General features: G+C 43.3%; 10 protein-coding genes and 1 tRNA gene. 7 read left to right on the top strand and 4 right to left on the bottom strand.

The window, feature by feature from the left end; all coding sequences use genetic code 11:
• The coding region (locus B3Z75_RS10890) for a hypothetical protein (protein WP_294071498.1) at positions 1-296 on the bottom strand (296 nt) is incomplete at its 3' end.
• Between the two features lie 234 nt (positions 297-530).
• Here B3Z75_RS10890 and B3Z75_RS10885 point away from each other — a divergent pair.
• The 3 genes from B3Z75_RS10885 (at position 531) to B3Z75_RS10875 (ending at position 3367) form a co-directional block, all read left to right on the top strand.
• Positions 531-890, top strand: coding sequence for a diacylglycerol kinase family protein (locus tag B3Z75_RS10885; protein ID WP_238865746.1), 360 nt, complete (start codon positions 531-533; stop codon positions 888-890).
• Between the two features lie 48 nt (positions 891-938).
• Positions 939-1009, top strand: a tRNA-Gln gene (locus B3Z75_RS10880).
• A 588-nt stretch (positions 1010-1597) separates the two neighbouring features.
• Positions 1598-3367 (top strand): CotH kinase family protein, encoded by a 1770-nt coding sequence (locus B3Z75_RS10875; RefSeq protein WP_294071494.1) that lies wholly within the window; start codon positions 1598-1600, stop codon positions 3365-3367.
• A 23-nt stretch (positions 3368-3390) separates the two neighbouring features.
• Here B3Z75_RS10875 and B3Z75_RS10870 read toward each other — a convergent pair whose 3' ends face one another.
• The 3 genes from B3Z75_RS10870 to B3Z75_RS10860 form a co-directional block, all read right to left on the bottom strand.
• A complete protein-coding gene (locus tag B3Z75_RS10870; RefSeq protein WP_286845426.1) occupies positions 3391-5697 on the bottom strand; it encodes a BamA/TamA family outer membrane protein in 2307 nt (768 codons plus the stop codon).
• Complete coding sequence (locus B3Z75_RS10865; protein WP_238865732.1) at positions 5690-10147, bottom strand: translocation/assembly module TamB domain-containing protein; 4458 nt, start codon at positions 10145-10147, stop codon at positions 5690-5692. Before B3Z75_RS10865 ends, B3Z75_RS10870 begins: the two co-directional genes overlap by 8 nt.
• A gap of 107 nt (positions 10148-10254) precedes the next feature.
• Positions 10255-11496 carry an S-adenosylmethionine:tRNA ribosyltransferase-isomerase gene (locus B3Z75_RS10860; RefSeq protein ID WP_238865730.1) on the bottom strand — a complete coding sequence of 414 codons (1242 nt, stop codon included), beginning with the start codon at positions 11494-11496 and terminating at the stop codon, positions 10255-10257.
• A 154-nt stretch (positions 11497-11650) separates the two neighbouring features.
• Here B3Z75_RS10860 and B3Z75_RS10855 point away from each other — a divergent pair, with 154 nt between their 5' ends.
• From B3Z75_RS10855 to ruvA, 4 genes are all read left to right on the top strand, one after another.
• Positions 11651-12739, top strand: a complete 1089-nt coding sequence (locus B3Z75_RS10855; RefSeq protein WP_294071484.1) for a DUF2027 domain-containing protein — start codon at positions 11651-11653, stop codon at positions 12737-12739.
• Between the two features lie 16 nt (positions 12740-12755).
• Positions 12756-13349 (top strand): LEA type 2 family protein, encoded by a 594-nt coding sequence (locus B3Z75_RS10850; protein WP_238865726.1) that lies wholly within the window; start codon positions 12756-12758, stop codon positions 13347-13349.
• Positions 13350-13552: 203 nt separating this feature from the next.
• On the top strand, positions 13553-14770 hold the full coding sequence (locus B3Z75_RS10845) for an L-serine ammonia-lyase (protein ID WP_238865724.1): 1218 nt from the start codon (positions 13553-13555) through the stop codon (positions 14768-14770).
• Between the two features lie 192 nt (positions 14771-14962).
• Positions 14963-15553: a Holliday junction branch migration protein RuvA gene (ruvA, locus tag B3Z75_RS10840; protein WP_238865722.1), complete on the top strand. Its 591-nt coding sequence runs from the start codon at positions 14963-14965 to the stop codon at positions 15551-15553.
• Positions 15554-15733: the final 180 nt, after the last annotated feature.

Raw genomic sequence — 15733 nt, 5'->3', positions numbered from 1 at the left:
ATCTCCTCCGGCTCCACAACCTCCTCTTTAGGGTTTTCACTCTTTAACGTTTCCGGCGACTTCTCCTGCTCCCCGGGCTCCACAGATTCCTCCACCTGTTCCACGCCCTTTAACGGTTCTACAACATTCTCCTCCAACCCCACGGTTTCCTCCGGTTCCGGGGCCCTATCTGGCTCCGGGGACTTTAACGGCTCAACTGACTCCACGGCGTTTTCAGTCCTGTTCCCGTTAAAACTGTTTTCGGGATCATGAACAACAGATGTTATGTTTTCGGGAAGCTCCAGCTCGTAATCCATACGGATCTTTTTTGCACAATCATCACAAAAAAGAGCTTCTTCCGGTTTATTATTCCCGCAAAGCGGACATGATTGAGACATAGTTTTATCCGAGTTATAAGAATTCTACATCTTTACAAAGATAAGGAATCATCACTTATTATCATGACAAACGTAAAAATGTTTTTGAATGAAGAAACATAATTAGTACTTTTGAGACATGTATTCGTAATGCTTTAATTCCCTTTAAAGATTATGTCATTCATAAAGAAACGTATTCAGTCATTCAGGCATGCATTCAGAGGCATAGGTACCCTTATCGGCCAGACACCAAACATGCGGATACATCTGATAGCGGCTATAGCAGCGATTACCCTGGGATTTGTTTTTCGCATCTCGAAAGTTGAATGGCTGACAGTTATCACTGTTACAGCACTGGTATTTGTCATGGAAGCGATAAATTCTTCATTAGAGACGCTTTCGGATTACGCAAGTAAAAAAGAGACCCATCCGGCAATCAGAAAAGTTAAAGACATTGCCGCAGCTGGGGTTCTGTTTGCAGCACTGGCAGCACTGATTGCGGGACTCGTGATCTTTCTGCCAAAAATATTTTGACCAATATTTTTTATTATCGCATTTTTTAGTAATTTTGCAGTCCGAAACTGTCTTATGGTGTAATGGTAGCACAACAGATTCTGGTCCTGTTTGTCCAGGTTCGAGTCCTGGTAAGACAACAACGCTGCTACGCAATCAGTTATATTTCAACTGGTTGCGTTTTCTTTTTTTAAGCTCTCTACCTAATTTTTTACCCCGGTTTTCACCTAAAAATACGACGTTGGCTTCTCCATGGCCAATTCCAGAAGAAATAAACCCATATAGTTATTTAGTTTACCAATCAATTCAAGAGTCCTCTCACGAAAGCCTCTTTCATTATGCTCAGGTAAATATACATATTTATATTCAATGCATTATTATATTTTTTAGATGTTTTAACCGTAGTAGCAGACTCTTCTAATGTTCACCAGCGACGGGAATAGGTGATCGTCACCACATATCAAGATGGGGCAGCCATCGGTTAACTTTACTGTTCTGTTATGATATTTTCATTAATCATTCATAATATATAAAAATAGACTATCTTTGAGGCATTAAAGCTGCCAGCTTATCTAATTTTGGTAATTTATCATTCTTATTTATCGAACTAAAGGGTATTTAGCTTTTAACATAACACATGAGAAAGTTCAACCGGTAAAATTATACCGGACTATCAGTCTGAAAAATTCATTATTTATTATATTTAAATAAATTAAATTCAATTTTAAATGAAAAATAAATATCTGCTTCAACTCTTCATCTCAGTTCTGGCTTTTGGCATACTTGCATGTAGCGACGATATTCAGGAAATAACACTCAACGTTGGCGAAAATGAAATATTTTTCGACTCCTCTGACGCACAAAATAAGGAGGTGACAATTGAGACAAACTCCAGCTCAATTACAATAGATATTCAGGAGGATGGACGTAAATGGTGTTCTGCCAGACGTTATGACAATATTATCTACATTAGCGTTACAAAGAATACAATTGTAGGTGATAACAGAAAAACATCAATCACAATAACAGCAAGAGAGGGTGAAACAAGAACAATACTTGTAACACAGGCGGCAAGCGACAAATATATAAGCTCCTTTATTATACCGGCAGATATTAACAATCTGAAGGCAGATATAAATGGAGTTATCAACAACAAAGAAAAAACAATTACAATTTCAACATCAGCCTGGATAGGCAATGTGAAAAATCTTATAGCACAGTTCGAAACCCAAGGCAAACTATATATCGGGGAAACAGAACAGATAAGTGGTGTTACACCTAACTCCTTTTTAGATAAGATAACCTACACAGTTAAAACAGCAAACGGGTTTTCTGCAGATTACGTTCTCATAGCCGAAGGAGCAATGTTTACAGGACTTCCTATTATAAAGGTGGATATTGAAGGCGGTGCCGAAGTGGTTGAGAAAACAGTTAAGCTGCCTGCGGTTTTTCAGCTTATTGACCCCTCAGATAAAGGTTTCGACATTGATTTGACCGCTATGAAAATTCGTGGGCGGGGAAACAGTACATGGGTTATGCCTAAGAAACCTTACCGTGTAGATTTTCCGCAAGAAACTTCACTTTTTGGATTGCCTAAAGCAAAAAAATGGGTGCTGCTGGCCAATTACCAGGATCCAACCCTGATAATGAACGATGTTGCATTCAAGCTCGGGCGCATGTTCGGTTTGGAATTTAACCACTCATCTATTCATGTTGAGCTGTTTATAAACGGCAGGCACCGTGGCAACTATCAATTGACAGAACAGAAGGAAGTGGGTGAAGGACGTGTAGATATTGATACAAATGGTGGATTTCTTGTTGAAATGGACAGCTATTATGATGAGGATTATAAATTTAAAACCTCAATCTTGAAACTTCCGGTAATGGTTACTGATCCATCTTTGAATAATGAGTCTGAAATGGAGTATATTAAAGAGGCTTTCAGGGGACTCGAAGATGCATTGTTTGGAGAAAGTTTCCCCGACATTTCATTTGAAAATCACACCGATGTTAATTCATTAATAAACTTTATGCTTATTAATGAACTGGTCCGCAATCAGGAACTCGATCATCCAAAAAGTACTTATTGCTACAAGGAAAAAAATACTAAAATAAAATGGGGGCCTCTTTGGGATTTCGACTGGGCCTTCGGATATAACGAGAGCAACGACTATTTCATCAAAAACGACCTACTGTTCTATAAAGGGAAAAGCGATTCCAGGCCGGGTGCCAGGTTCTTTTCAAGGTTTATGGAAGTTCCGGAGTTTCGTACAAAGTATAAAGCACGATGGAAAGAGATGAAGCCGGAGCTTGTAAAAATTATTGATCATATTGATATGATGGCAGCCAAATTAGATAAATCGCAAGCTGAGAATTTTAAAAACCCTACTAACACGCCAAACACAAAGAACAAAAGTTATCAGGACCTGATTAAAAATATGAAGGAGTGGATAAATGACCGAATTGTATTTCTTGATTCAGAAATTAATAAAATGTGATAGCAGAGGAGGTTGTTTCCAGGTCAGAACGGATAACCGATGGCGAAGTGGAAAGCAAAGTCTCTCCGGAAATCGGGATTGAATAAGGTCCACCGTGAACCCTTGCTTAATGCAGGATTATGTGCTTTCATGCCACCATCAACACGGATAAGCAGGAAGTTGAGGTCGAACCGGATTCCAAGGCCATATCCAACAGCCAGTTCCTTGTAGAAATCTTTCCACCTGAACAGCCCGCCCGGCTGTTCTACATAATCTTTTACGGTCCAAATATTTCCGGCATCCACAAACCCGGCCAGCTCTATCAGCTTATTCATTTTACGGCGGTACTCCAGGCTGAAGTCGATCTTTATATCACCAACCTTGCGTCCAAAATCGTGACCCAGAGAATCCCGGCTGTAGCTACCCGGGCCAAGGGTACGGGTGTTCCATCCGCGTACACTGTTGGCGCCTCCGCCGAAGTATCGTTTTTCAAAAGGCAGGATGGTGGAATTACCGTAAGGATAAGCCATTCCCAAAGCCAAATGAGCAGCAATGGTTCTGTTATCGTTGAATGCGTATGAAGCAGATATATCAAAATCTCCCTTCACGTACTCGGAATAGGGTAATTTGAAAAAAGACTCAAATCCCTCTTCGTTCTTGCTGCCACCTCCAAAACTGGTCACTAAACGAGGTAACCACCCTGCAAGCTCTACCCCTGAACGAACACGGACAGGAATGACCGGCATTGCTCCTCTTGAGATGCGGTTATAATTAGTGTAGGTTATATTGTAGGCTGTGCGCATTATAAGTTGCTCATCGTAGCTGTATCGCAAAATAGGATTGGCTTCTTCGCTCAGATACAAATCCTTGAACCTATCTGACGACCAAGGCATCCTTACGTAGGTAATGCCGACAGGTTCCAACACACTAAGAAGCTTCCAGTCCATCGAAGACCATTGAAAACGAGATGACAGATTAAAAAACTGCCTCAGGTACTCGGGCCTCTTCTGAAAGTTGGTGCCCACTGAAAACTCCGTAGATGCTGATGGCCTGTCTCTTAACTGATTCATAAGCCAGGGGAGCAGCAGTTGAGGAATTGAAAGAAACACCTCAGCACCATATTCATAGTAGCTCTTGTCGATAAGGTTAAGGCTGTCGGTAGCTCTGATAAATTCGTAGGCAGCATTCAGCCTTACGCGGAATGTCTCACCTCCCTTAAGGAAGTTGCGGTGTTCATACGTAATGTTGCTGGCCACTCCAAGGTCACCCGCAGAATTGGTTCCATCAACACCAAACTGCATGAAGTGCAGATTTCCCGGAAAAAGGATAATCCTTGAATCAATATATGCTGAGTCGTTACGCTCAGCAGTAGACATATTGATGGAGGTCTGGCTCACCGGGCCCATACCGTTTAGAGAGGCGTAGGTTCTCTCAACCAACCTGTCGGAATAGAGCCGGCCGGGACGTAAAAACATGTTGTAATAAATAGCCTGGGGACGAAGAAAGGGATCTTGCCCGGAGATGATCTCTACACCCTTGATTTGCACAGTATCGAGAAGATTGTGCCTGGCTGAATCCTCAAGAAGAGCCGGATCGACACCATTGATAACTGTAATATTCCTCATAGTGTACTGCTGATGCCTGGTTGTGTCAGATGGATTATTCAAGCCCAGTACAACATCCACCTGATTGCTACCTACGGTGGTGTCGGCAATAAAATAGAAATTATCCTTCAAAAAATTGTAATATCCCCTGTTTCTGAGGACAGTTGTCATTCTCTCCCTTCCAGCTTCCAATACGGAAAGGTCGAAAATGTCCCCCTCTTTCATAAGGTCCAGCCTCCGGTTCTCAGACAGCAGATTATGTATAGTCGTATCAACTGAACTGACAGTATCTCTAAAAATGCGGATTCGGTGAGGCTCATTAAGCGTTACGTCATACCTCACCTCGGCTTTTTTGCCTCTCTTTACGACATTTGTATCCACTTCAGCGTTAAGATAGCCCTTGTTGCTGAGATGAAGGCGTATCTGTTCCGAAGAGACAACTGTTAGTTGTTCGTTGTATAATACCGGAGGTTCGCCATACTTGAGCAGCTGCCTTCCAAACCATGTGGAATCATTCTCGGGAATATTGTACATATGCAGTTTTATTTTTCCGAGAATAGGCATCGATGAGTTGGGTTTCTGCCTGAGATAGGGTTTCAGTTCGGAGGTTCCGATACCTCTCACTTCTGATTTCACACTTACCTTGTTGAGAAGATAACTCCCCTCTGGTACTTTTTTGGTCACACTGCATGAAGCAAGTGCCACCAAAGCAAGCAGGCATATAAATTTTCTTTTCAGATTACTCATCATCCTCTTTTTTTCTGACAACCCTTAAATCAAAAAGGTCTCTGAACGATTTCGCCTCCCTGGTTACCACAACTCCTATTCCCTGTGTAGTGGGCGTTCGGCGATAGAACCTCTCGTTTGCCCTGTTGAACGCTTTTATCATAAACCAGTTATTAATATCGTACTTAAGCTCAAACTCTCCCATAAAGGCTTGCTGACTTGCCAGCATGCTTTTATCTCCATAGCTGAGGTTGGTGGAGATATGTAAACGGTCGTTAAGCAAACTTGTAGATACGTCAACACCCATTCTCACATTATCGAAGGTTCCATCTATCGATTCCAAGTTTGTACTGATAGACCAGTTATCACTTAATGCGCCGGCAAACAGCGCGTCAAGCCCTTTGGAGAGTGTGCTTGCAGCGAATTTGGTGAACATTGACGACCCGAAATTCATATCTGATGATCCTTCAGACGGGATAAAACTTCCGGTGGTAGCAAGATAAGCAAACTGCAGAATCTTTGTCTCCTCGTTGTTTATAAAGCTGTTTACTCGGAGCTGAATATCGTTGGAGCTTTCGGGCAGCTCTATATCGTATTGCAGATCCATGGCTTCAAGATCTCCCCTGATAAGCAGCAGCGCGTTCACCGGCACTCGCGTGTTTGCCAGCTCTGATGCAAAAGTGTTGCTGAGTGCCGCAAGGTCAGCTCTTACAGGAAGGTAAGCGGTTATATTGAATTGAGTATTCAGCGGATCGCCCTCCATGGTTAGCATACTGCCTTCGCGTATGTTAAAGTCGATGGTTCGTAGATTCTGTAGATTGTAATGGAATTTTCCGCCGTGTATTACATAGTCACCGTAGAGACGTACCTGAGGAGTGGATCTTGAGTTAAAGTTGATGTTCAACTCACCCTCTCCGCTTGCTTCAAGCGCGTTTCCGGTGGTAGGATCCAGAACGACACCCATCTCTAACAGCTGGTTCAGATTCAGGGTCGCCCTCATTAAAATGGGAATTCCCGCCGAGGTGGTCGTATTGACAATATCTAAGGGAGTGTTGTCTTTACGTAAAAACGACAATGAATCAATCTTTTCGTTGCTGTTGACATAAACAATGCCGCTATACTCCGTAGCACTGGCCGTTTGCGGAAGTACCACCATGACATCGGACTTACTGGAGCTCGTTAAGTTCCCATCTCCATATATTCCTGATGGAGACCCGGCCACATTCAGTTCTCCCGAAAGTTTAAGAGTACCATAAACCATCTGATCAGTACGGCCTGGGTTATTAAGCAGAGTAAAGTCGTTGAACCGTATACCGGCATTATATACCACTCGCCCGAAATTAGTATGCGACAGGTTCACGTTCAATATTGCGGTATGTTTGTTCTGGTCGCGAATGACCAGATTCCTGAGCCCAACGTTGTCTCTGCTTATCTCTATTGTGTCCGATACATGATATGTTACGTTTGTATAAGCCACCTTCATAACTCCCTGGTCTATACCCACCCATCCTTCAGTAACCGGTTCCGACAATTTTCCGGTGATATGAATATCGGAATTGAGATGCCCTGAGAGTTCACTGAAGATATTGGCTGTCAACGGTTGAATGGATTTCAGGTTGAACTCATCAATCTTAAAACTCACATCCATGGGTAACGGACTCTGATCACCTGTGGGTATATAGCCGGTAATATGAAGCTTCTTTTCATTTTTATTCTCAAGAAAAGCGTTCAGGTCGAGTCCGTTGTAAAGATTATCCCAGTTCCCTTCTATCCGCATGGTCCCAATGGTATCCTTATGAACTGTGATGTTTTCGATGCGAAGGCCTTCGGTACGTATTATAGGGGTTTCAAGAGCCTGACGAACAAAAATCTGACCATTTATAGAGCCTGAGAACCGGGATATGTTAAACCCGGCCAAAATATTCGCCAGCTCAGTATTGTTGAAATATATCCTTATATTATCGGCTTCACTTCTTGAAGCTACTCCGTCAATACCAAGCATAAGCATATTCTGTTCACGGATACCGAAGTTATTTATAGCGATGCGATCTTTGTGGTAAGAGATTGTGGCATCGTTCAAATCGATCTTCTTATCGTTAAACATTACTGTAACAGGGTGAAGGCGGATATTAGAAGCAAGTTCATCGTTACGGTCGCGGAGGAACGCCATTGTCACCAGTAATTCGCCGTTAGAGCGAGTGTTAGCCTGCTTCAGATCGTACGTGAGCAGGTTTACCACCGAATCGAGAGAGGCGGTGCTGTTTAGCCTGGCGTTGACATACCCGCTGTTCTGGACGAGGTAGGAGTTGACGTTCAGCCCCATTCCCGACGAACGCCTGTTGTTGATATCAATTTTAGTCTCGCGCACATCTTTATTACCGAACATCAGCCGCGGGATATAGGCTTTTATTTTTACTGATTCATCTTCCCGCATATTAACCTTGCCACTAATAGTAGCCGGGTCCACGTTGTAAAAAGGTAGCGAGAATGCATAGGAGATATCCTCCGTATTATTCAGCGAGATATTAAATTGAAAGTTGTTTCTGACAGCTTCTGTGCCAGGCACATTATCTTGTTTATTCTCTTTCTCAGTAATTACCGAGGGCAGATGATGACGCAACACCTGCATCAGCTCCTTGCCAATAGTGGAAAAATAGTAATCGCCAGTCACCTCGGCTTCAACAAAAGAGGAGAGGATCTTCAGTCTTTTCCCCTCACCCTCATCAGGAAGCGACTGCAGATAGACAGCACCGGGATTGTAAATAAAACTACTGTCAGCAAGGGAGATGTTGTCAATTACCGCGGTTCCTGTCATATCATCAATAGAGCTGCCAGAAAGGTCGCTGTCTATAGTAAGGCTAATGAATGGATCTTTCCAACCCTTCACATCAATAAATGGCCTCAGGTCGAGACGGCCTATGTTGCCATTCACGACAAAGCCTAAACCATCACCGAAAGTAATATCGCCGGAGAGGTCGATCTTATTGCGCTCTGTATCTGTAAAAATGCTTCCTTTGACATTATTTCCACTGTAAGTGCCGTTAAAATGAAGATTGTTGTAAAGGTAGTCTCTGAACACTACCGATTCAACATCTCCTTCAGCAACAACAGTGACCCCTGAATTATGAATGACAGAGACCTTTGCTTCTGCACGCATGGTTGTGTTACCCACGCCGGGCCCTTCTCCAATGATGTTCGCTACCTGTATATTGCCGGCGGTGACAGGCCCTTCAAATATGAGTCTACTGAAGCTGTCGGTCATGCGGCCTGTTCCCCTCATAGTAACGTCGCCTTGTTGAGTTAAAGCAGAACCGTCATACCTGAAATAGCCCAGTTTACCCTTTGCTTTCATCTGCAGCTTAATATCGCCCAACGCCAGCAGTTGTACAGGGGACTTATACTGAATTGCCCCGATACGGATAAACGCTTCCAGATCATCCTGGGTGATTTCCAGTGAACGTATATCTAAGTCGATGTCGCTATTGTTGAAATTGCTGAAATCGGCAACAGATCCTGACAGTTTAATCTGTGTTCCAGAGCCATAATGAAAGCTGAAACTGTTAATTTTTGCCATTGGCAGCTGCCCCGTAGCATCTACTTCGAAAGAAAAAGGCTTATCCAAATGTGCAAAGCGCTGTGAGAAGATAGCCACATCCTTAAAATCTGTCTGTTCGCTCTTCGCTTTGACTGAAAACTCTTTTGTTTTTCTGTTAAAACGTGCGCCTGTGACCTCTATACGTGTATTATTGAGTGCCAGTATAACCTTACCTGATGTTATAGTTTCTCCCTTTGCCAGGGCATCGGCCTTAAGATCGCTTATGGTAATCCCTGCATTATTTTCGGTAAAACTGAGTAGCCTCACAGCGGCCTGCATATCTTCAATGCTGAGGAAATCTGCTTTCCCACTGAAATTCAAATCGCGCACATCTATGTGGTTTGCATTGAACTGCCCGGGTGTTTGAGGGACCGAAAGGATGTTGTAACTGAGCCGTCCATCCTTCAACTCTACATCTTCAGCCATTATATGCCAGGATTTTTTTTCTTTTTTAACTGTTGTTGTATCCTTTTCTTTGGCAAAAGTGTCGATTATAAACTGGAAGTTGAAAGGATCGTCGGGTGTTTCACGGTAAATATCTGCCACAAAATTTTCCAATCCCACTTTACGGACAGAGAGCTTGTTCCTCAGGAGGTCCATTGCATGGATACGGACTGTTAGCTTTCCTGCATAGAGCAGCGTATCCTGCTGTTGATCTTCCACATAAAGCCCTTTCAGCTCAACGGTATTGAAGAGCCGGATACGAATACCTTCCAATCGGGCTTCGGTGCCGATGACAGGCTCTAATTTCTCCAACGCAAAATCGGCAGCATGTTTTTGTACAGCAGGAATGCTGAAAGAGATGAAAAGTATTATATTTACAAATATAATACTGATAACGACAATAGCGAGTATGCGGGCAAATTTTGCAACCAAATCAATATAAACGAATAGGTAATTTACAACGACTCTTTGTTGATGCAATATTACAAAAAAAGGAGGTAAGAGTGGAAGTAAGTGGAATTTTTAACCAAAAAATAAGGTTATTTGGACTTTTTCCACAAAAGTGAACTGTCTCCATAGCTAAGGAACCTGAAATAGTTGTTTAATGCATAGTCGTATATTTTGCGCCAATCGTCACCAACAAAAGCAGCGATTAGCAAAAGTAATGTGCTTTGAGGCTGGTGAAAATTGGTGATAAGAGCATCGGGGTAATGAAATTCATAACCGGGAACAATAATTATACGCGTGGCAGCAAGCAGACTGTCACTATGTGTACGCTCCAGATAATGGCGAATACTCCTAAGAGCATCTCCGGGGGTTATGCTTGCATTATCTATATCATTTTCATAAGGCTCCCACTGATTAACACTGAGCTCATGCATAGGCAATTCAGGATTATCATGTAGTTTCCTGCCTATATAGTAGAGGCTCTCCAGAGTACGCATGGAGGTAGTTCCCACCACAATGAGGCTTCCTTTGTTGTTAAGAATCTTATCAATGGTTGAAACGGGCACCGAAATAAATTCAGAATGCATCTCATGGGCGGCGACAGTACCCGATTTAACCGGTTTAAAGGTGCCTGCACCCACATGAAGGGTTACCTCTGCGGTTTGAATGCCCCTTTCCCTTATGCGTTCCAGTACTTCCGGAGTGAAGTGCAGACCGGCCGTTGGTGCCGCTACTGAGCCCTCTATCCGGGAATAGACTGTCTGGTAGGTCACATCATCCTTCGCTTCAGACGGACGATTAAGATAGGGAGGTATAGGCAGCTTCCCCGCCGCTTCAAGTATCTCCGAGAATGTATATTCACCGTTATTCCATGAAAAATCGACGATCGTTTCCTGTGCAGGGTTGCCGGTTTTTTGAGCTGTAAGCCTCACTACATCACCTTTCAGAGGGATATCCATTGTCAGTGGCCCGCTCTTCCATCGTCTGGCATTTCCGATCATACATTTCCAGGAACAGTGCTGCCGCTGCTGAAAACTCAGTGCATAGTCGGCCGGGTACAGAGGTGAAAGACAGAAAACCTCAATATGTGCACCTGTCTCCTTGCGGAAAAGAAGGCGGGCGTGGATTACCCGGGTGTTGTTGAACAGAAGCAGACTGTTGTCAGGCAGCTGACCTGGTAAATCGGCAAATGGCAACGATGTTATCCTCGAACCTCGGTAAAGCAAAAGCTTTGATGCATCTCTATGCTCAAGAGGGTATTTGGCAATTTTTTCATCAGGAAGAGTATAGTTGAAACGGGATATCTGCAGTTGTTGGATTTTATCCTTTTTCATTTTTTTACAATCGTAAAAACTATTTTTCGTAATTATTAATGCATTTATTCCACAAAATTAGTCAACTTTGCAACAGGTAACAAAATTATCACACCCTAAACAGGCTTTTCCATGGAAAATTTGCCTGAGGTACGGATTAATTACACCATAGAAAATGAACAAATTATCAGTAGGCGACAATGTACGTTTCCTCAACACAGTAGGCGGAGGAACAGTAAAAGGTTTTTTAAACAAGCAACTTGCGGTTGTGGAAGATGAGCATGGATTTGATGTGCCTGTACTTATATCGGAATGTGTGCTTGTGGAGTCAGCAGGAAACGAAAAGTTAGGGCAAGTCCCTGAGGATCAAACGGTATTGCAGAACAAAAAACCTTCTCAGGATAATATGGCTGTATCATTCAAACCGGTTGCTAAAACAGAGAATGCAGAGATCCCTGAAGAGACTCCTGAGGGAGAAAACATTACTGTATGCCTGGCCTTTCTGCCTACAGATATGAAAAATATTAACACTACACCTTACGAGTGTTATTTCGTGAACGACAGCAACTACTATCTCTTTTTCAACTATATGAGCAGAGAGAACAACTCCTGGAAAAGCCGTTACAGCGGCTCGGTGGAGCCGAATACCAAAATTTTCATAGAAGAGTTCGACAAATTTGAACTGAACAACTTAGAAAAGGTATGCGTGCAGTTTATTGCGTTCAAACACAACAAACAGTTCAGGTTCAAGAATCCATGTTCGGTGGAACTTCGAATTGACACTGTGAAGTTTTACAAGCTGCACTGTTTCCGCGAAAACGACTATTTCGAAGATGATGCGCTTATATATTATGTTATGCAGGACGACCTGCCTGTGAAGGAGATTCTTGTCTCTGCCGGCGACCTTGAGAGGATTGTAAAAGAGAAGGAACAGATAGAAAAACGCCCCAAAAGACAGCGCATCGAAAAAAGAAAAAAAAGTCCCGTAATTGAAATTGACCTGCATATTGATGAGCTACTTGATACCACAACGGGAATGAACAGTGCCGATATATTGGAGTATCAGTTAAAGAAGTTTAACGAAGTGATGAGTGAACACATAAACGATAAAAACCGAAAAATTGTATTTATCCACGGGAAAGGCGACGGCGTTCTTAGAAATGCCATCATAAAGGAGCTGAAGAAGAATTATCCAAAATGTTATCATCAGGATGCTTCATTTCAGGAATACGGATATGGAGCAACAATGATAACCATTAAGTAATAAAACAGAGAACAAAATGAAAAGAGTTATCTTAATCTTTATGGCGTCGGTACTACTTACCGGCTGCGATCTCATTAGTAGAATCGGGGGTGCCTACCAGCTCTCTCAGAGCGAATACCGATACCATTCGCTCGATAATATACTTGTGGCAGGGATAAACTTGGGTAATGCCTCAAGCATATCGGTCTCAAACCTGGCATCCATAGCCACTGTCCTTGCGGGAGGCTCAAGCAGGCAGAACATACCTTTCAGCATGACGCTCAATATGGATGTAACAAACCCTAATACAGCAGCTGCTTTCCTTGATGCGCTGGATTACACAATTCTTATCAATGAGATGGAGTTTGCTACGGGAAAAATGGATATTCCTATCCGCATTGAACCGGGAGAGACAAAGGTGGTACCTATACCTGTTAGTATCGACCTGAAAAACCTGATGAACCGCTATTCGCAGGACAGGGTTACGAAGGAGATGAGTGACTTCCTGGGAATAACCCCCAACTCAACCTCAGTGACGGTGAAGCTGTGGCCTAAGCTTACAGTAGGCCGAAAACTTGTAAAAGTACCGGCCGCCATACCCATAATATTTAATTTTGGCGGGAAGGATTAGTCTATTTACGGCAGACACGTTGTCTGACGACATGGAATTGGATTGAACTTCGTAAGATGACCTCGGGATTGATTTTTTCAGGCATATGGTGTCTGACGACATGGCAATTGTAAAAGTGTTTGAAAACAGCTGTTTTGCTATTTCCCGGAATTGTTTTTATAGCTATCTTTGCGTAAATGATTTTCTAACTCTAATTCCACCTTATGCAATCAATTAAAGAGCTCTACAGGATAGGTAACGGACCATCGAGTAGCCACACCATGGGACCTAAAAAAGCAGCCTCTCTGTTTGCTGAAGCAAACCCCGATGCCGGGCGTTTTGAGGTGACACTTTATGGAAGCCTTGCAGCAACCGGAAAAGGTCACCTAACCGACATAGCTATATTAAGTGTACTTGAACCTGTTGCACCGGCCACCATTGAGTGGTTGCCAAAGACGTTCTTGCCTTTTCATCCTAACGGACTTAAAATAGAGGCATATGACAGCAACGGAGAGCTGATGGACGTGCAGACGGTATACAGCATAGGAGGCGGCACCCTTTCCGATGGAAAAAATACGATCGGACTCTCTGAAAACGAGGGAAAAGATATATATCCGATGACCACAATGACAGAGATAATGGAGTGGTGCGAAAGGACAGGCAAAAGCTATTGGGAGTACGTGGAGGAGTGCGAGGGAAAAGATATATGGGATTATCTGGGAAAAGTATGGGATGTAATGAAAGCATCCGTAAAGCGGGGACTCGATAATGAAGGGATACTGCCGGGACCGCTTAGCCTCCACCGGAAAGCAGCAAGCTACTTTATAAAAGCCAAAGGCTATAAGGCATCATTACAATCTCGCGGATTAGTGTTTGCCTACGCACTGGCGGTATCGGAAGAGAATGCCGCAGGCGGTGAAATTGTAACGGCGCCCACATGCGGCTCCAGCGGCGTGGTTCCTTCGGTGCTCTATCACCTTGAGCAGATTCGTGAATTCAGCAAAAACAGAATGCTGCGTGCATTGGCAACTGCTGGGTTATTTGGAAATATTGTAAAGAAAAACGCATCTATCTCGGGTGCCGAGGTGGGGTGTCAGGGAGAAGTGGGTGTTGCCTGCGCTATGGCTGCCGCAGCTGCCAGCCAGCTTTTCGGAGGTAGCCCCGCTCAGATAGAATATGCTGCCGAGATGGGACTGGAGCACCACCTGGGGATGACCTGCGACCCGGTTTGCGGACTGGTACAAATACCATGCATAGAACGAAATGCCTATGCTGCAGCGCGTGCGCTGGATGCCAACCTATACTCTTCGTTCACAGACGGAATTCACCGGGTATCGTTCGACAGGGTGGTAAATGTGATGAAAGAGACCGGGCACGATCTACCATCTTTATACAAAGAAACGGCAGAAGGAGGCCTTGCCAAAGGGCATACATTCACCTGAAAGTTTAATAAAACAAGCAAGCTCATTGCTCATAAGCTTATGCCAAAGGGCATACATTCACCTGAAGGCCGGAAATACGGGATATGACTGCAGTCACCGATAACAACAGATTTTTTTCCTCTGTTCATACTTTTCCCGGAATTTTACCGTTATATTAACGGTATTACGTAATTAAGCTGCATTGTAAAAAAAATGATAGACTATATTAAAGGCGATGTCGCCGAACTAACACCGGCCTCCGTAACATTGGAATGCGGAGGTATCGGTTACCAGATGAATATTTCACTGAACACCTACGGTGCCATTCATGAAAAGCCGGCAGCCAAACTCTATGTGTATGAATCTATTCGAGAAGACGCACATGTTTTGTTCGGCTTCATGGATAAACATGAACGGGAACTGTTCTTGCACCTTATAAGCGTTTCTGGCGTAGGGCCAAGTACGGCCAGGGTAATACTCTCATCGTTCAGCTCAAAAGAGCTGGAGGTTATTATCGCTAATGAAAATACAGCAATGCTGCAGACAGTCAAGGGTATAGGAGCAAAAACCGCACAGCGGATAATCGTGGATTTAAAAGACAAGATCAAGATAACCGATGAGAGCGGTATAGTTAAACCGTTTTCAAAAAGCGATCTGTCGGAGACAGGCCATGCTGCAGTCTCAGCCTTGGTGATGCTGGGGTTTGTTCAGACAGCCTCAAACAAGGTGGTATCAAAAATTATAAAAGAAGCACCCTCACTACCGGTAGAAGGTGTTATCAAAGAGGCATTGAAGAGATTATAACAACAGCTGGTTACGTAATACACATTTTTGAATTCAAGAATCGTATATTGCTGTTGTCTCTCTGAAAAAAACTGTTTACATATTACTCCTCTATATTCTGTTCCCCCTGAATGGAATGCCAGTTTATTTTGCTTATGCTAACAGCACAGTTTTACCGCCCGACAGCGTTGAGACTGGGCT

This window comes from Proteiniphilum sp. UBA1028, from assembly GCF_002316955.1.
GTDB lineage: Bacteria > Bacteroidota > Bacteroidia > Bacteroidales > Dysgonomonadaceae > Proteiniphilum.
Note: the sequence above shows the minus strand (reverse complement) of the source record. Positions and strands in the feature narration are given on the sequence as shown.

Excerpts from the sequence above, each read along its gene's own strand:
- B3Z75_RS10885 (WP_238865746.1), top strand. The coding sequence starts at position 531 with ATGTCATTCATAAAGAAACGTATTCAGTCATTCAGGCATGCATTCAGA.
- B3Z75_RS10875 (WP_294071494.1), top strand. The coding sequence starts at position 1,598 with ATGAAAAATAAATATCTGCTTCAACTCTTCATCTCAGTTCTGGCTTTT.
- B3Z75_RS10870 (WP_286845426.1), bottom strand. The coding sequence starts at position 5,697 with ATGAGTAATCTGAAAAGAAAATTTATATGCCTGCTTGCTTTGGTGGCA.
- B3Z75_RS10860 (WP_238865730.1), bottom strand. The coding sequence starts at position 11,496 with ATGAAAAAGGATAAAATCCAACAACTGCAGATATCCCGTTTCAACTAT.
- B3Z75_RS10855 (WP_294071484.1), top strand. The coding sequence starts at position 11,651 with ATGAACAAATTATCAGTAGGCGACAATGTACGTTTCCTCAACACAGTA.
- B3Z75_RS10850 (WP_238865726.1), top strand. The coding sequence starts at position 12,756 with ATGAAAAGAGTTATCTTAATCTTTATGGCGTCGGTACTACTTACCGGC.
- B3Z75_RS10845 (WP_238865724.1), top strand. The coding sequence starts at position 13,553 with ATGCAATCAATTAAAGAGCTCTACAGGATAGGTAACGGACCATCGAGT.
- ruvA (WP_238865722.1), top strand. The coding sequence starts at position 14,963 with ATGATAGACTATATTAAAGGCGATGTCGCCGAACTAACACCGGCCTCC.